This window comes from Streptomyces sp. NPDC006385 (assembly GCF_040612485.1).
Taxonomy (GTDB): Bacteria; Actinomycetota; Actinomycetes; order Streptomycetales; family Streptomycetaceae; genus Streptomyces.
Map to the genome: position 1 here is coordinate 15,743 of NZ_JBEXQG010000089.1, position 15,663 is coordinate 31,405.

Below are 15,663 nucleotides of genomic sequence, written 5' to 3' on the forward strand. Positions count from 1 at the left end.
CGGCTCGCGTGAGGTGAACCGCGCATCCGGTCACGGGTCCTCGGCGGGTCCGGGACTTCAGCCGGCGAGGGGCAGGTCGGGGGCCGCGGGCACCCGTAGCCTCGCCCGGTCACGCTCCTGCGTCAACTCTTCGAGCAGCTCGGCGAGTTGGGCGATGTCCGCCGGTATGAGCCGACCGGAGTCATCGAGGTGTACGGCGCACGCCGTTGTCGCGTCGACGAGCTGTTCGAGGGTGACGACGACCTCGTCCGCACCCTCCGTGTGCCGGGCGAGCGCGGGCAGCTCGGCGGAGGCGAGCGCGATGGCGGTACGGGCCTCGGCGAGCGCGCGGTACGCCTCGCGACGGAGAGTCCAGCGGAGGGCACGGTCGTCGGAGACGGCCGGGTCGCGGCCGTGCGGCAGGTCCGGGGCGTCGGGGGCGTGCGGGGGCTGGGTGCCGGGGTCGGGCGGAGGCTGGGGGGCGGGGTCGCGCGGCAGCCGGGCATCGGACTCGTGCAGGACATGGGCGAGGTAGGCGTACGCGGCCCGGGCGGCCGCGGTGAGGCGCGACCGTACGCCCCCGCCCCGCTGTCCCGGCATCGGAACGTGCCCCACGACGAGCACGATCGCGCAGGCCAGCAGGGTCTCCCCGATGCGGCTCACGGAGGCCTGCGGTTCGCCGCCCACCATCACCAGGGCGAGCACGAGGACGGTCACGACGAGGGTCTGGGCGGCGAAGTGCCGGGTGGCCACGGGGATGAGGGCACCGCTGAGGGCCACGAGCGCGATGAGCCCTTCCGGCCGGGGCAGCACGGCCGCGAACCCGGCGAAGAGGAGAGCCCCCAGCACGGTGCCGGCGGCGCGGCACAGCACCCGGGATGCGAGCGGCCCGAGGTCGGGTTTGACGAGGAAGACGGCGGTGGCCGGGAGCCAGTACCAGTGCTCGTGCTGCCCGTACCACTGGGCGTGGTGCAGCGCCTGGGCGGTGCCGGCGCTGGCCCCGAAGGAGAGCGCGACCCGCAGTCCGTACTCCCGCCCGCCGGCCCCGAACACGGCCCGGAACAGGTCCCTCGCCGTACGCCGCCGGGTGTGCAGATCGCCGCCCTCCCCGTCGTCGAAGGCCTCGGCGGCATGCAACAGGGCGTCGTCGAGGGCACGCAGGGCGGGCGCGGAGCGGTGGGGCGCGGGGAGGGGGCCGGAGTGCGCGTTTCCGCGTACGGCGGCGGCGAGCCGGCGCGGTCCTACGGCGGCCCGGGCGGGCACGGGTTCCGCGACCCAGGCGAGCGCGGCGGCGGCCTCGCCGAGCGGGAGCGCGGCAGCGTACTGCGCGTGCAACCGCCGCTCGGTCGACGAGGAGGCGTACCGCCGCAGCCGAGGCCCGGTGAGGGCGTCCTGCGCGTGATCGAGGGCCGCGGTGAGCGCGGCGCGACGGGCGGTGGCGTGCTCGCCGCCGACGGCGTCGAGGAGATCCGCGACGGCGTCGTACACGTCGGCGACGGCTTTCCGCTCCCCGTCGAACCGGAAGTCTCCGGCGAGCGAGCCGGGCGTGGGCAGCACGAGGCGCAACGCCAGCAGCCACGCGGCACCGGCGAGATAGCCGAGCGCCCGCTGCCACCCGGACTCGGGCAACGGCATCCCGGCCCCGATGGCGGCGGCGACGAGAAGCTGCGTGCCGGCGGCGGAGGCCACGGGTCCGACGGCACTGATACCGCCGGCGAGCAGGCCGAGGCCGGTGAGGAGGAGCGTGAGCGGGACGGCTCCGACATGATCCCCGGCGTACGTCCCGCCGAGCAGTCCGGCCGCCCCCGCCAGCGCCGGCACGCCGAGCCGCTTGACGGAGGCACGGCGGCTGCCGGGGCGGTCGTTGACGCCGGCGAGCATGGCGCCGACGGCGGCCACGACACCGAGGGTGGTGTGACCGGTGAGTACGGCGCCGAGCAGCAGCGGCCCGGCGGCCAGCGCTCCACGCACGACCGCACTCCAGGGGACCGGGCCGCCCTGGGCGCGCAGGGCGTGGGCGAGCCAGGGCGGGAGGGTGAAGGCCGGTGGTGCGGGGCGGGACACGGGGCTCCTGTCGTCTCGTCGAGGGCGAGGGGTGGTGCCTTCGGGCGACGGCGGCCGGGCTTCGGGCTGTGGTGTCCACGGTAGGGCGGGTTGTTGGAGGTGATGGGACGTGAACGTTTCGGGGATGTGACGATGCCCGGAAACGCCACGTTCTTTATGAACGCAATGGCGGCAGAGTGCGCGGAGAGGGGCGCGGTGTCAGTTCGGGGCCGGCGAAGCCGTGGCGTCGGCCGGGTGGTGGTCAGGTGACGCCGCCCGTTCCCATCGCCCGCTCGAACAGCGTCTGCGCCTGCGTGACCGCCTCGCCCAGTTGGTCGGGACGCGCACCCAGAGACCCGACGACGCCGTCGACGCCCCGCAGCCCGGCCCGCTCCAGCAACCGCTTCTCGTTCGTCACCCACTCCCCCCGCGCCGCCAGCACCGCGTGCCCCGTCTGCACGGCGGCCGTGGCGATGGCGCCCGCGACCTCGGTGAGGCGGCCCGCCGGGGCGTGGTTGGCCTCGGCGTACATGAGGGTGGCCCGGGCGGTGCCGTACCAGCGCTCGCTCGCCGCGCGACGCAGCTTCTCCGGGTAGCCGCAGGGCCGCGGCAGCGCACCGCGCAGCACCTGGTTGATCGCCAACTCCGCGACGACCAGATAGCTGGGGATCCCGGCGAGATGGAACATCAACGGCTCCACCCGGAAGCGGCCCGCCTCCGCCTCCGCCAACTCCCGCTCCACCACGTCGAGATCGCGGTAGTGAACGTCGACCCGCCGCCCCTCGATCGTCAGCCACGCTCCCCCGTTGAAGACGCCCCCGCCCCAGCCGCCGACCTCGGAGACCTCGCCCTCCCAGCCGACCGCGCGGAGGTCGGCGGGGTCGAAGGCGCCCCGGTAGTAGATCGCCAGGTCCCAGTCGCTGTCGGGCCGGTGGGCGTCCTGGGCCCGGGAGCCGCCGAGGGCGACGGCCCGGACGGTGGGGAGGGTGGCCAGGCGGTCGGCGGTGGTGTCGAGGAAGGTGCGGTCGTCCAGGGTGGGCATGAGTGCATGCTACGGAGATGTTCTCGTCCTGGAGAACCTCATTGTCAGTGCTGCGCGCTATCAATGAACTCGTCACGCTGTGTAAGGACGGGGGAATCGCGATGGCGGCACAGGATGCGCACGAGAGGGACCAGTACGAGGACGAGGCAGCCGCTGCCGATGCCGATGCCGATGCCGGTCAGCCTGCGCAGCCGGGCCGGACGCACCTTTCCGCCGCCGGGCTGCGTGCCCGCGGCTGGACCGTGGCCATGGTGCGCGAACTGCTCGGTGAGCCGGACCTGGTGCGCGCGAATGCCGTGTCCCGGTCGGCCCCGTGGACCCGCCTCTACCGGATCGAGCGAGTCGAGGCGGCCGAGCGGAGTGAGGAGTTCCGGGCCCTGTCCGCCGTCGCCGCGCGGCGCTCGCCCGGGGCGCGGGCCGCGTCGCAGCGCAGGCGGCGGGAGGTGGCGGCGCGGATCGCGGCGGAGCCCCTGGAGGTGCCGCGGCTGTCGGCGGCCAGGCTGACGGTGCTTGCCGTGGCTCATCATGAACGGCGGCTGGGGGAGCAGGGGTCGGGGAGCAGGGAGCAGGCCGGGGACCCCGCTCCGGTGGAGAGCTCCGGGAGCGGGATCCTCGATCGGTGGAAGGTCGACTATCTGCGCCATCGGCTGACCCGCCACGACGACATCCTCGGCGACCTGCGCGACAGCGCGGGGCGGGCGGCGGCCGAGGAACTGTTGCGGCGCAAGGTCTACGCGGCCATCGCCGAGGCGTATCCGGAGCTCACACAGGAGTGCGAGCGGCAGGCGCGTGCACTGCCCGACCGCGGCGGGGCCGACGCCGGAAATTCGGATGCGCGCACGGGTGCGGGCGCTCATGATCGGCAGATTGACCGCCGAGCGCCCCGCCATGGTCCTCAGGAGCCCCCATGATCCGTCGCGTCACCTCCCCCGCCCTCTTCCCGCCGCCCACCTACTCCCACGTCTCCGTCGTCGAGGCCGGCACGAAGCTCGCCTTCCTCGCCGGCTCCGTGCCCCTCGACGCCGACGGGAACCTCGTCGGCGAAGGGGACCCCGTGCGGCAGGCCGAGCGGGTGATCGCGAACCTGGAGGAGCAACTGCGGGTGGTCGGCGGGGACTTGGCGCACGTGCTGTCCACCGACGTGTACGTGGTGAGCGGTGACACCGCGGTGCTGTCCGCCGTCTGGGAGGTCGTCGAGGCGTCGGGGCTGAGCGTCGGTCCGCACTCCTCGACGCTGCTCGGGGTCGCCTGCCTCGGGTACCCGGGGCAGTTGGTGGAGATCACGGCCACGGCCGCCCTGCCGGAACCGGACGAGGGGCCGCGGTCATGACCCCGGTGGCGCTCCGCCGAGCCGTCGCGACCGACGCCGGCGCCGTCGCCGATGTCTGGCTGCGGTCCTTCGCGGCCGCGCTGCCGACGGTCGTGCGGCCCCGTTCCGACGACGAGGTGCGGACCTACGTCCGGGAAGTCGTGGTGCTGCTCCGGGAGACCTGGGTCGCCGAGGCCGCCGATCGCGTCGTCGGCCTCATGGTGCTCGACGGCGACCAGCTCTCCCAGCTCTACCTCGACCCCGACTGGCGCGGCCACGGCATCGGCGACCGGTTCGTCGACCTGGCCAAGCGGCGCCGCCCGGACGGGCTGAGCCTGTGGACCTTCCAGGTCAACAAGCCCGCCCACCGTTTCTACGAGCGCCACGGCTTCGTCGCCGTCGAGTTCACGGACGGAAGCGGGAACGAGGAGCGGGAGCCGGACGTGCGGTACGTCTGGCGTCCGGGTCAGCAGTGATCACCCCTTCGCCCGGCCCCAGACCCGCCGCTTCGGCAACGGCTTCGCATAGCTGCCGGCCCGGCTCGTCGTCAGATCCAACGCGACCAGCGACTCGGCGAGTTTGACGGCCGCCGCGACCCCGTCGACCACCGGAAGCCCCAGCTTCTCCCCCAGCGCCCGCCCCAGCCCGGTCATCCCGGCGCACCCCAGCACCAGGACCTCGGCGCCCGCGTCCCGCGCCCGTTCGGCAGCCGCCAGCAGCGCGGTTTCCGTGCGCTCGCCGTCCTCCAGCTCCAGCACCCCGAGCCCCGTACCGACCACGGCGACACAGTTGCGGCCCACTCCGGCCGTCTCCAGGCTGTCCTCAATCTGCCCGCACGACCGCTCCAGCGTGGTCACGACCGCGTACCGCCGCCCGAGCAGGCAGGCCAGATGCGCCGCCGCCTCCGTGATGTCGACGACGGGTACGTCCACAAGCTCCCGTACGCCTTCGCGCCCGTGCTCACCGAAGCCGGCCATGACGACCGCGTCGTACGGGGGCCCCTCGTACGTCCGCAGCGCGTCCATCACGGCCGCGGCCGACAGATAGCTGTCCAGCCAGCCCTCCGCCGACTCGGGTCCCCACGTGGGGGTCAGCCCGAGCACGGTGGTGCCCGGGCCTGCGGCGGCCCGGGCACCTCGTACGATCTCCTCGGTCATCTCCTGCGTGGTGTTGCAGTTGGTGACGACGATCCGCACGTCCTTCAGACCTCCCGCGTCAGGGTGTCGTTCGCCGAATCGATGTCGTTCACCGAGTCGGCACGCTCGCTTCGGCACAGCACCAGGTACAGCCCCGCCGCCATCGCCGTCCCGATGAACCATGAGTACGGCGCCACATAGCTGAACGTCTTCACCAGCGCCAGCACCGCCGCGACCCCCGCCGCCGGCAGGAACGCCCACAGCGCCTTGGGGTTGACGCCCTTGCGGTAGTAGTAGCGGGAGCCGGGCTCGGCGGAGAACAACGCGGCGACGTCCACCCGGCCGTGCTTGACGAGGTAGTAGTCGACCATGATCACACCGAACAGCGGGCCGAGGAAGGCGCCCAGGCCGCCCAGGAAGTAGTTCACGACCATCGGGTTCGAGAAGAGGTTCCACGGCGTCACCACCAGCGCCGCGACCGTGCTGATCATGCCGCCGACCTTGAAGGTGATCTTCTGCGGCCACACGTTGGCCAGGTCGTACGCCGGTGAGACGAAGTTGGCGACGATGTTGACGCCCATGGTGGCGATGGCGAAGGTGAGCGCGGCCAGGACCAGGACCCAGGTGTTGCCGACCTTGGCCACCAGTTCCGCCGGGTCCGTGATCGCCTCGCCGAACACCTCCAGCGAGCCGGCCGTGACGATCACCGATACGACCACGAACGCCGTCGAGTTGATGGGCAGGCCCCAGAAGTTGCCGCGCTTGACCGTGCGGTAGTCCGGCGCGAAGCGCGAGAAGTCGCAGAAGTTGAGCATCAGCGTGCCGTACGTGGCGAGGACCAGGCCGATCGCGCCGAACCACTGCCGCCACTGTTCGCCGACGGACACGGGGTGCGGGGTGGTCGTGAGCGAGATCGTCCAGCCGGCCTTGGCGAAGATCCAGACCGCCAGCGCGATCATCACCACCCAGATCGCCGGACCGCAGAAGTCCTGGAACTTCCGTACCGACTCCATGCCCTGGCTGATGATCAGCGCCTGGATCAGCCACAGGGCGAGGAACGACACCCAGCCGAGCGCGTGCAGACCCAGGAAGGAGCTGTGCGTCCAGGACTCCAGGCCCGGCCAGGCGGCCAGCAGCATCACGTTCACGGCGACGGAAGCCAGGTACGTCTGGATCCCGTACCACATGATGGCGATCACGGCCCTGATCAGCGCCGGGATGTTGGCGCCCCAGACGCCGAAGCTGATGCGGCTGACCACGGGGAACGGGACGCCGTGGCGCTGGCCGATGCTCCCCATCCAGTTCATGCCGATGTAGATGAGCACGAAGCCGACGAGCAGGGAGGTGAAGACCTGCCACACGTTCATGCCGAGCACCAGCAGACCGGCCGCGAACGTGTAGTTGCCGAGGTTGTGGACGTCGGACATCCACAGGGCGAAGAGGTCGAAGACCTTCCAGTTGCGCTTGCCCGCGGGTGCGAGGTCTTCGTTGGTGAGCCGGGGATCGGGGACGAACGCTGGTGTGCCGGTGGCTTCGGCACGGTCGGCTAGGGACACGGGGCCTCCAGGAGCCAGGGGACGGAGGACTGCTTGTGGAGGGGCGGCCGGATGGGTTTGGTATACCAAACTGCGCACATGGTCCTCCCGTCAACCGTTCTGGCCGATGTCCCTCTTGTTAACGCTCCGTAAATCACACCCGGAGTCGGCGAAGATGGCCCCATGAGCCCCACGACGAAGATCGAACCTCTCGGCGCGGTACGGGAACGCGTCCTGGTGACCCTGCGGCAGGACATCATCGCGGGCCGTCTGCGGCCCGGTGACCGGCTCGTCGAGCGGGAGCTGGCCGAGCGCCTCGGGGTTTCGCGCGTTCCGGTCCGCGAGGCGATCCGGGCCCTGGTCGTCGAGGGCTTCGTCCACTTCGAGTCGGCACGCCGCACAGTCGTGCGCCGACTGACCCCGGCCGACGTCAAGGAGCTGTTCGAGCTGCGCGAGGCATTGGAGGTGTACGCGGCCGGGCTCGCCGCGTCCCGGGCGACGCCCGAGGATCTCGCCGAGGTCGAGCAGCTCCTCGACCAGGCGGCCACCGCCACCGAGTCCGGGGACGCGGAAGCGATCACGGACGTCAACAGCCGACTGCACGACCGCATCGTGGCCATGGCTGGCAACAGCCTGCTGATCGAGGCCCTGGAACCGGTCGCCGGCCGTCTGCGCTGGATGACCCGCCGGAACGAGGAGTGGCGCCAACTCCTCGTGGAACACCGCGAGTTGTACGAGGCGATCGCCTCCGGCGATCCGAACCGGGCCCGCGCGCACGCCCTGGCACACGTACAGACCAACTACCGCTCGACGGTACGGCAACTGTTCGGCGAGTCCGAACCCACCGAGGAAGCGAGGTGCCCTTGAGCAGGCTGCTGGATGTCTTCGAGACCGTGGTTTCCCCAAGTTACCGCGTCTTTGGGCTGGTTGACACGGTTGGGCGTTCCTCGGGCAAGCGCTGCTCAGTGGTCCGGTGCGCAGGACGTGGAGGTGGAGCTTCCCGGCGGCGAACTCGCACTGGAAACCATCGACGGGGGGCAGAAAGAGGTCCCCTTGATCCTGCCCTCATCCGGCTCGTACCGGATGCGATGGCAGTGGATATTCAATCGCGCGGGCGGGCCTTTCACCTCTCCGTTGGCGGGACGCCGAGAACCCTTGCCCATGCCGCCGGGCCACGAAGAGAAACTCAACGGCGCAGATCAATACTGCCTGGTCCAGATCTGGCGCACAGCCGCCAGTGAAGAGACTGACTGAAACAGATGACCCCTCAGGCGCCGAGAGGGGCCGTGCGCAACGTGACGAACAGCCCCCGGGCGCGCGTACCGTCCGGCATGGACCAGGCGCCCGCGACGTGGCCCAGCGCGTCCGGCGCGGGGACGGACAGGGCGTCCGGGGCGGGCCGCAGGACCCGGTGCAGGCGGAGGGTCGCGCCCTGCGGTGCGGTGAGTTCGGTGCCCTCCCGGTCGTCGGTGACCGTGGGGAAGGCGGAGGGGAGGGCGCCGTCACCGGCGTAGGAACGCGTGACCTCACGGTCGGGTGTGTCGCTGATGCTCTGCGCCTGGGCCTGGACCCGGCCCTCAAGCAGGGCCGCCAACTGGGCGACCAGCACCGGGTCGTGGCAGCCGTCGTAGGCCCAGCGCGGCCCCAGCACCCCGTGCTCCATGGTGCCGACGAGGGCGTGCTCCGCGCCGTCGAGCGGTGCGCCGCGGTAGGTGAGCGGTACCAGGTAGGCGCCGGCGTGGGGACCGGACGTATCGGTGACCACCATGAACTCGATCCCGACCTCGCCCTCCGGGTCGTCCAGCCGGAAGCCGCCCGCCTTGGTCAGTCGCGGTTCGACCGCGCCGCCCTCGTACCAGGGGCGGGTGGGCAGCCAAGTGGCGAGCAGTTCCACCTTGGTCGGCTTGACGGTGGTGCGATGGATGACAGCCATGGAAACAGTCTCCTCAAACGTCTTCGCGCACGCGCGCGTACTTGTCCGTCGCCGCGATCAGGGCCTCGGTCATCCCCTGGGTCCCCGGGCCATGCCCGGCGTCGTCGACGATCACCAACTCGCTGCCCGGCCAGGCATGGTGCAGCCGCCAGACGACGCCCAGCAGGTTCCCGAAGTCGAGGCTGCCCTGGACGAGGGTGCCGGGGATGCCCTTGAGCAGGTGCGCGCCGCGCAGGACGGCACCGTCCTCCTCCAGGAAGTGGTCGTTGCCCCAGTAGTGGGTGACGGTTCGGGCGAAGCCCATGCGGAACACCGGGTCCTCGAAGCGCTCGACCGACCGGGGCGGCGCGGGAATCGTCGCCGTCTCCCAGTCCGTCCAGGCCCGCGCCGCCCGCTCACGGAGCTCGGGGTCGGGCAACTGAAGCAGCCGGTTGTACGCGGCGGCGAGGTCGCCGTCCCGCTCGCCGGCCGGCAGCTCACCCACGAACCGCTCGAACGCCTCGGGGAAGATCCGCCCCAAACCCCGCGTCAGCAGGGCGACTTCGGCGTTCGATCCGGTCGCGACCCCCGTGAGCACCAGCTCGGACACGACACCCGGGCGCGTCTGCGCGTACCGCAGCCCCAGCACCGACCCCCACGACACGCCCCACACCAGCCACCGCCCGATCCCCAGATGCCGCCGCAGCAGCTCCAGATCGGCGATGAGATGTGCCGTCGTGTTGACGCTCATGTCGGTCTCGTAGGCGCTCGCGTGCGGTGTGGAACGCCCGCACCCGCGCTGGTCGAGCAGCACGATCCGGTAGGCGGCCGGATCGAACAGCCGCCTGAAGTACGGCGTGGAGCCGGAGCCCGGCCCGCCATGCAGCACGACGGCGGGCTTGCCTCGCGGATTTCCGCAGGTCTCCCAGTAGATACGGTTGCCGTCGCCGACGTCGAGCAGGCCGTGGTCGTACGGTCCGATCTCCGGATAGAGGCCCATCCGGGCAACGTAACCCCGGTCGGGGCACGGCGTCGCCTCATTTTCCCAGCCCCGCCGGCTCCGCCGCCGTACCCAGCACCTCCCGCAGCATCGCGGGCGTGAGCCTGCCGGTGAAGGTGTTGCGCCGACTGACGTGGAAGCATCCGAAGAGGTGGAGCCCGTCGCCGCCGTCGAGCCCCTCCAGCTTGACCCGCGTGCCGTGCGCGAAGGCGGGCCGTGGCCGGGGCACGTTCCACCCCGCCTCCGCCAGCGCGGGCAGTGTCGCCTGCCAGCCGAAGGCGCCCAGGACGACGACCGCCCGCAGCGTGGGCCGCAGCAGCCTCAGCTCCTGGAGCAGCCAGGGCCGGCAGGTCTCCCGCTCCCTTGGCGTGGGCTTGTTGGCGGGCGGGGCGCAGTGCACGGGGGCCGTGACGCGTACGCCGGACAGCTCCAGGCCGTCGTCGGCGGCGACCGAGGTGGGCTGCGAGGCGAGGCCCACGTCGTACAGCGCCTGGTACAGCACGTCCCCGGAGCGGTCGCCGGTGAACATCCGGCCGGTGCGGTTGCCCCCGTGCGCGGCCGGGGCGAGCCCGACGATCAGCAGCCGGGCGTCCGGCGGGCCGAAGCCCGGGACCGGCCGGCCCCAGTAGGTCTGGTCGGCGAAGGCGGCGCGCCTGGTGCGGGCCACCTCCTCGCGCCAGTCCACCAGCCGCGGGCAGGCCCGGCAGCCCGCGATCCGGCGGTCGAGATCAGCGAGGGCGTCCACTCCTCCACCGTACGGCCGCCCCGGCTCCGTACGAGAGCTAAGGTCGGGGCATGGCTTCCGAGGATGACGAGGAGAAGGCCGGCGGGGCCGGCGGCACGGCCGAGGGGCCGGCGGAGTCGGGCCGGGGCAAGGAAACGGGGAAGGCCGAGGAAACGGGGAAGGCCGAGGAAACGGGGAAGGCCGAGGAGGCCGTCGACCCGAAGATCGCCGCCGCCGTGGCAGCCGCCGAGGCCGCCGGTCCGCAGAGCGGCGAGACCGTACGGATCGACAGCTGGATCTGGGCCGTACGTCTGGTCAAGACCCGCTCCCTGGGCGCCGCCGCCTGCAAGGGCGGGCACGTGCGCGTGAACGGCCAGGCCGTGAAGCCCTCCCATTCCGTGCGGGTCGGCGACGAGGTGCGGCTGCGCCAGGAGAACCGGGAGCGGATCGTCGTCGTCAGGCGGCTCATCCGCAAGCGGGTCGGCGCCCCGGTGGCGGTTCAGTGCTACGTCGACAACTCGCCCGCTCCCCCACCGCGCGAGGCGGTCGCCCCGGCCGGCGTCCGCGACCGCGGCACGGGCCGGCCGACCAAGCGGGACCGGCGGGAGCTGGAACGGCTGCGCGGGCTCATGGGCGGCGGCGCGAAGCGCCCGGACGGACGGTGACACACGTCGGTGGCGTCCGGCGGACCGGGAAGACCCGGGCCGGACGCCACCGATGTCGTAGGGGTCATGCGCGCCCTCGCACCAGCCGCAGCAGATCCGCGTTGGAGCTCCGCCGCGCCCAGGCGATCAGGGCGAGCGGCACGATCAGGATGAGCGGTGTCGCCGCGTTCTCGCCCTCGAAGGCCGTGATCGTGACCACGAACGCCCCCACCATCAGCGCGCTCAGCGCCATGGCCGCCACCGACTGCAGCACCGGGATCAACAGCGCGACGGCACCGGCCAGTTCGAGCGCGCCGATGATGTACATCCCCGTGCTGCCCCAGCCCAGCTCGTCGAAGCCCTCCGACGCCGTCGGGTGCGCGATCAGCTTGGGCAGCGCGCTCGCGATCGCGTAGAAGAGGGCGAGCAGTATCTGCAGCCCGCGCAGCGCGATACGGGCCCGGCGGCCGCGCGGGGTCGTGGACTCGGCGATGACGGTGCCGGACGTGGCGGAGGCGGCGGTGGTGACGGAGGCGGTGGTCTCGGACATCGGGGTCTCCTGTGCGAAGCGGTGGTCCGTGGTGCTGTCACAGAGGTAGACCGGGGCTCGCTCCGGAACTCATCGCCGTGCGAAGGAAATTACCGGGCGAAGGAAATTACCGGGCGAAGGAAATCACCGTACGGGCGGATTCTCACCGCTCCCGTCCGACGGCAGCCAACCGTGCCCGATGTACCAGTGACCGCCCGCCCGCAGATGGTCCCCGACCGCCCGCTCCACGGCCGTTCGGCGCGGCAGGCTCTCGACCGGCAACTCGGGGTCACCGAAGACGAACTGGACGGGCTCGGTGTCGGCCGGTTCACCGTCCTTGCGGGCCACGCGGAAACGCGCCTGGAACCGCACGATGTTGGAGTCCTCGGGAAGGTACTGCGCGAGCTGCGGGTCCAGCAGCCAGGAGTGGCAGGTCACCGTCCCATACCGCTCCCCCGGAAAGTGCAGCGGGAAGAACTCCCGGGCCAGGGCCAGGGACCGGTCGACGGCGGCCGGGGACAGCGGCCCGTGGAAGTCGGGGATGTGCAGGTTCAGACAGGGCGCGCCCGGCCCCATGTCGAGCCCGGCCGCCGCGAGCGCCGCCCTCGACCGCTCCCCGAGCCGTGCCCGCTCGAACTGGAGCCGACCGAGCTGGTACAGCTCACCGCGGAAGTGATGGACGAGCCACCACGGAGCCTGCACCCCCACCCGGCCGTGCCGCCTGCGGTGCACGGCCATGTTCCGCCCGAGATCGGCGAGCGTGCGCCGGGAGACGTCGGCCGGGATGCCGCGCTCGCGGTGGTACGCCCGTGTGTACGGCAGCGCCGCGACGAACACGTACACGGGGAAGCAGCGTTGCAGCGCCCCCGAGGCCCAGTCCAGGTCCCAGTCCAGGTCGGGCCGGTCCGCCGGGCCGCCGACCTCCCCCATCCCCCGGACGAGCTCGCCGACGGACCGCTCCAGGAACTGCCGCAGCTCCGGGTCGTCGGTCACCCGCCGGCTCATGCGTACGAGGTCGTTGACGTCCTCGTGGGGCACGGCGAGGTCGAGCAGCACCTCGCCCAGGTCATCGGTGTCCGGCAGCACGAAGCCCCCTTCGAGGAGTACGTTTCAAGGAAGAGTGGTGATGTCGATGCGTACGGGCAGTGAGCCGATCACAGCGCGCAGTGCACTGCGGGTCCGCTTCTGGCTGTGCGTGTGGGGCGTGGTCTGGACGGTCTTCGGTACCGCCGCGTTCGCGCTCGCCGGGCGCCCCGGCTGGGCGGTGGCCTGCGGGGCACTGTGGCTGGTGATCACGATCGACCTGGCCGTGGTCCTGCGGCACATCCGCCAGGGCCCGCACTACCAGCCGGGCCGCGACATACCGCCGTACCGCCCGCCCGAGAACCCGCCCCACCCCTAGGGCCTGTCGTTCGGCGGAACCGCCGCCCCGACTCGCCGCTCACGCGTCGAACCGTGCCGCCCTGAGGTACTCCGGGTTCGGGTCGAGCGCCGCCGCCAGCCGGAAGTGGCGCTTGGCCTGGTCGGGTCTCGCCTGGCGCTCGTAGGTCCGGGCGAGCGCGAAGTGCGCGAAGGCGTTGTCCGGCTCGCGCTCCAGGACGACGGTGAACTCCAGCTCGGCGGGCCGCAGTTGCGCGGCGGCGAAGAAGGCACGCGCGCGCAGCAGCCGGGCGGCGGTGTTCTCCGGGTGCGCGGCGATGACCCCGTCGAGCAGCTTCACCGCGCCCCGCGGGTCCCGCGCGGCGAGCAGGTGCTCGGCGGCGCGGAAGTCGATGACATGCGTCTCCGGAGTACGTCCGGTCGAACCGCTGGTCTCGGGCACGGCGAAGTCCTTCCCTCACTGGGAGAGTTCAACGCGCGAACGCCGTGCCGCTATTCCTGGGACGACCGGGGCCCAGGGCTCTGCTGGGTCCCCTGGGCTCTGCGCACGAGTTCCTCCCACACGTCCTTCACGCGCCGCTGAAGCACTTCCAGGGGGACGTCGTTGTCGATGACGATGTCCGCGATCTCCAGGCGCTTGTCACGCGTCGCCTGTGCGGCCATCCGCGCGCGTGCGTCCTCCTCGGTCATGCCGCGCAGCCGGACCAGCCGGTCGAGCTGGGTCTCGGAACTGGCGTCGACGACGACCACGACGTCGTAGAGCGGCGCGAGGCCGTTCTCCGTGAGGAGCGGGACGTCGTGGACGACCACGGCGTCCTCGGCGGCGGCCTCCTGGAGCGCTCGGGAGCGGGCGCCGACGAGGGGGTGCACGATCGAGTTCAGTACGGCGAGCCTGTCCGGGTCGGCGAAGACGATCGAGCCCAGTTTGGGCCGGTCCAGGCTGCCGTCCTCGGCGAGCACGTCCTCACCGAAGGCCTGGACGACGGCGGCGAGGCCGGGGGTGCCGGGCGCGACGACCTCGCGCGCGATACGATCCGCGTCGATCAGCACGGCCCCGCACTCGACGAGCAGCCGCGACACCTCGCTCTTGCCGGCACCGATGCCGCCGGTCAGGCCTACGGACAGCATGGCCGCGCCTCCACCTCATGAACCCCCGCGGACGCGGGGACAACTTGCCGACTCCGATACCGCCGGTCAGGCCCACCGGATCACCTCCGCGTCGGCGGAGACGGGCGGGGCTCGGCCGTCCCGCAGCCTAGCGGATCAGTTGTCGCCCTCGCGCTCCGCCAGGAACCGCTCGAACTCCTGACCGATCTCGTCCGCCGACGGGATGTCCACCGGCTCGGCGAGCATGTTGCCGCGGCTCTCGGCACCGGCGACCGCGTCGTACTGGTGTTCAAGACCTTCGACGAGGTTGGTCAGCTCGTCGTCACCCTCGCGGATCTGGCGGTCGATCTCGTTCTGCGTGCGGTGGGCCTCCGTGCGCAGGGAGTGCGCGATACCGGGCAGGACGAGTCCGGTGGCCGCCGTGACGGCCTCCAGGACGGTCAGGGCCGCGTCCGGGTACGGGGAGCGGGCGATGTAGTGCGGGACGTGCGCGGCGACGCCCAGGACGTCGTGCCCGGCCTCCATCAGCCGGTACTCGACCAGCGACTCGGCGCTGCCGGGTACCTGCGCCTCCTCGAAGGGGCTGCGGTGGCCCGGCACGAGCTCGGTGCGGTTGCCGTGGGGGGTGAGGCCGACCGGGCGCGTGTGCGGGACGCCCATGGGGATGCCGTGGAAGTTCACCGACAGGCGCACGCCGAGCCGCTCCACGATCTGCTTGACGGCCGCCGCGAAACGCTCCCACTCCACGTCCGGCTCGGGCCCGGACAGCAGCAGGAAGGGCGCCCCGGTGGCGTCCTGGACGAGCCGCACCTCGATGGCGGGCTCCTCGTAGTCGGTCCAGCGGTCGCGCTTGAACGTCAGCAGTGGGCGGCGGGCTCGGTAGTCCACCAGCCGGTCGTGGTCGAAGCGGGCGACGACCTGGTGGGGCAGTGTGTCGAGGACCCGGTCGACGATCTGGTCGCCGGTCTCGCCCGCGTCGATGTATCCGTCGAAGTGGTAGAGCATGACAAGACCGGCCGAGTCCTGGGCCAGCGCCATGTCGACGACCGCCAGACCCTTCGGCTCCCACGCGTACAAACCCTGCGGATCAAGCACTGTGACCGCTCCTCCTTGTGTCCGTACGTGACAACGCCCTTACGGGCGCGGGCATTCCCGCACGAGGGACCCATGATCTTGAGCCCCGGCCGGCCCGCAGCCGGACGACAGCCGGACGACTGTCTTTCCCGGCAGACGGCTGACGCACCGCGGGGTGAGCGAGCCGGCGATCACCGACACCACGCCCTGGACGCCGAAGACCAGGCCCGTCTCCCAGGCCGACAGGCG

At 72.0% G+C, this 15,663-nt stretch carries 19 protein-coding genes and 1 pseudogene; 7 read left to right on the forward strand and 13 right to left on the reverse strand.

Going from position 1 to position 15,663, the window contains the following annotated elements; genetic code table 11:
• Nucleotides 1-57: 57 nt before the first annotated feature.
• Entirely contained in the window at nt 58-2,043 is a 1,986-nt protein-coding gene (locus ABZ078_RS38985; protein ID WP_356583270.1) for an FUSC family protein, read from the reverse strand.
• A 241-nt stretch (nt 2,044-2,284) separates the two neighbouring features.
• Complete coding sequence (locus ABZ078_RS38990) at nt 2,285-3,064, reverse strand: nucleotidyltransferase domain-containing protein (RefSeq protein WP_356583271.1); 780 nt, start codon at nt 3,062-3,064, stop codon at nt 2,285-2,287.
• A gap of 101 nt (nt 3,065-3,165) precedes the next feature.
• Between ABZ078_RS38990 and ABZ078_RS38995 the strand changes: the two genes are divergently transcribed.
• From ABZ078_RS38995 to ABZ078_RS39005, 3 genes are read left to right on the forward strand one after another with little or no spacing between them, the layout of a single operon-like run.
• Nucleotides 3,166-3,975 (forward strand): hypothetical protein, encoded by an 810-nt coding sequence (locus ABZ078_RS38995; RefSeq protein ID WP_356583272.1) that lies wholly within the window; start codon nt 3,166-3,168, stop codon nt 3,973-3,975.
• A complete protein-coding gene (locus tag ABZ078_RS39000) occupies nt 3,972-4,394 on the forward strand; it encodes a RidA family protein (RefSeq protein WP_356583273.1) in 423 nt (140 codons plus the stop codon). Before ABZ078_RS38995 ends, ABZ078_RS39000 begins: the two co-directional genes overlap by 4 nt.
• Complete coding sequence (locus tag ABZ078_RS39005; protein WP_356583274.1) at nt 4,391-4,849, forward strand: GNAT family N-acetyltransferase; 459 nt, start codon at nt 4,391-4,393, stop codon at nt 4,847-4,849. The genes ABZ078_RS39000 and ABZ078_RS39005 overlap by 4 nt, the downstream gene beginning before the upstream one ends.
• Here ABZ078_RS39005 and ABZ078_RS39010 read toward each other — a convergent pair whose 3' ends face one another.
• Both ABZ078_RS39010 and ABZ078_RS39015 read right to left on the reverse strand, forming a co-directional pair.
• Entirely contained in the window at nt 4,850-5,569 is a 720-nt protein-coding gene (locus ABZ078_RS39010; protein ID WP_356583275.1) for an aspartate/glutamate racemase family protein, read from the reverse strand.
• A 5-nt stretch (nt 5,570-5,574) separates the two neighbouring features.
• Nucleotides 5,575-7,065 carry an NCS1 family nucleobase:cation symporter-1 gene (locus ABZ078_RS39015; protein ID WP_356583276.1) on the reverse strand — a complete coding sequence of 497 codons (1,491 nt, stop codon included), beginning with the start codon at nt 7,063-7,065 and terminating at the stop codon, nt 5,575-5,577.
• Nucleotides 7,066-7,227: 162 nt separating this feature from the next.
• On the opposite strand from ABZ078_RS39015, the gene ABZ078_RS39020 reads away from it, so the two are divergent.
• Nucleotides 7,228-7,911, forward strand: coding sequence for a GntR family transcriptional regulator (locus tag ABZ078_RS39020; protein ID WP_356583277.1), 684 nt, complete (start codon nt 7,228-7,230; stop codon nt 7,909-7,911).
• A 117-nt stretch (nt 7,912-8,028) separates the two neighbouring features.
• Nucleotides 8,029-8,298 carry a hypothetical protein gene (locus ABZ078_RS39025; RefSeq protein WP_356583278.1) on the forward strand — a complete coding sequence of 90 codons (270 nt, stop codon included), beginning with the start codon at nt 8,029-8,031 and terminating at the stop codon, nt 8,296-8,298.
• 13 nt (nt 8,299-8,311) lie between these two features.
• Here the strand turns inward: ABZ078_RS39025 and ABZ078_RS39030 are convergent, their stop codons facing one another.
• From ABZ078_RS39030 to ABZ078_RS39040, 3 genes are read right to left on the reverse strand one after another with little or no spacing between them, the layout of a single operon-like run.
• Nucleotides 8,312-8,977 (reverse strand): 1,4-alpha-glucan branching protein, encoded by a 666-nt coding sequence (locus tag ABZ078_RS39030; protein WP_356583279.1) that lies wholly within the window; start codon nt 8,975-8,977, stop codon nt 8,312-8,314.
• 13 nt (nt 8,978-8,990) lie between these two features.
• Complete coding sequence (gene pip / locus ABZ078_RS39035) at nt 8,991-9,956, reverse strand: prolyl aminopeptidase (RefSeq protein WP_356583280.1); 966 nt, start codon at nt 9,954-9,956, stop codon at nt 8,991-8,993.
• 37 nt (nt 9,957-9,993) lie between these two features.
• A complete protein-coding gene (locus tag ABZ078_RS39040; protein WP_356583281.1) occupies nt 9,994-10,701 on the reverse strand; it encodes a uracil-DNA glycosylase in 708 nt (235 codons plus the stop codon).
• A 50-nt stretch (nt 10,702-10,751) separates the two neighbouring features.
• On the opposite strand from ABZ078_RS39040, the gene ABZ078_RS39045 reads away from it, so the two are divergent.
• Nucleotides 10,752-11,345, forward strand: a complete 594-nt coding sequence (locus ABZ078_RS39045; protein WP_356583282.1) for an RNA-binding S4 domain-containing protein — start codon at nt 10,752-10,754, stop codon at nt 11,343-11,345.
• Nucleotides 11,346-11,409: 64 nt separating this feature from the next.
• Here ABZ078_RS39045 and ABZ078_RS39050 read toward each other — a convergent pair whose 3' ends face one another.
• Together ABZ078_RS39050 and ABZ078_RS39055 are read right to left on the reverse strand one after the other, a co-directional pair.
• Entirely contained in the window at nt 11,410-11,874 is a 465-nt protein-coding gene (locus tag ABZ078_RS39050) for a DoxX family protein (RefSeq protein WP_356583283.1), read from the reverse strand.
• 123 nt (nt 11,875-11,997) lie between these two features.
• The gene (locus tag ABZ078_RS39055; RefSeq protein ID WP_356583284.1) at nt 11,998-12,939 is read right to left on the reverse strand and encodes an acyltransferase domain-containing protein; all 942 of its coding nucleotides are present in this window, start codon (nt 12,937-12,939) and stop codon (nt 11,998-12,000) included.
• A gap of 46 nt (nt 12,940-12,985) precedes the next feature.
• Here ABZ078_RS39055 and ABZ078_RS39060 point away from each other — a divergent pair, with 46 nt between their 5' ends.
• Nucleotides 12,986-13,255 carry a DUF6343 family protein gene (locus ABZ078_RS39060; RefSeq protein WP_356583289.1) on the forward strand — a complete coding sequence of 90 codons (270 nt, stop codon included), beginning with the start codon at nt 12,986-12,988 and terminating at the stop codon, nt 13,253-13,255.
• A gap of 39 nt (nt 13,256-13,294) precedes the next feature.
• Here ABZ078_RS39060 and ABZ078_RS39065 read toward each other — a convergent pair whose 3' ends face one another.
• The 4 genes and pseudogenes from ABZ078_RS39065 to ABZ078_RS39080 all read right to left on the reverse strand — a co-directional run.
• Nucleotides 13,295-13,675: a tetratricopeptide repeat protein gene (locus ABZ078_RS39065; RefSeq protein ID WP_356583285.1), complete on the reverse strand. Its 381-nt coding sequence runs from the start codon at nt 13,673-13,675 to the stop codon at nt 13,295-13,297.
• A gap of 50 nt (nt 13,676-13,725) precedes the next feature.
• Entirely contained in the window at nt 13,726-14,361 is a 636-nt protein-coding gene (coaE, locus tag ABZ078_RS39070) for a dephospho-CoA kinase (RefSeq protein ID WP_356583286.1), read from the reverse strand.
• Nucleotides 14,362-14,496: 135 nt separating this feature from the next.
• Nucleotides 14,497-15,435: a PAC2 family protein gene (locus ABZ078_RS39075; protein WP_356583287.1), complete on the reverse strand. Its 939-nt coding sequence runs from the start codon at nt 15,433-15,435 to the stop codon at nt 14,497-14,499.
• A 39-nt stretch (nt 15,436-15,474) separates the two neighbouring features.
• Nucleotides 15,475-15,663 (reverse strand): annotated as a pseudogene (locus tag ABZ078_RS39080) (hypothetical protein); the annotation flags it as partial.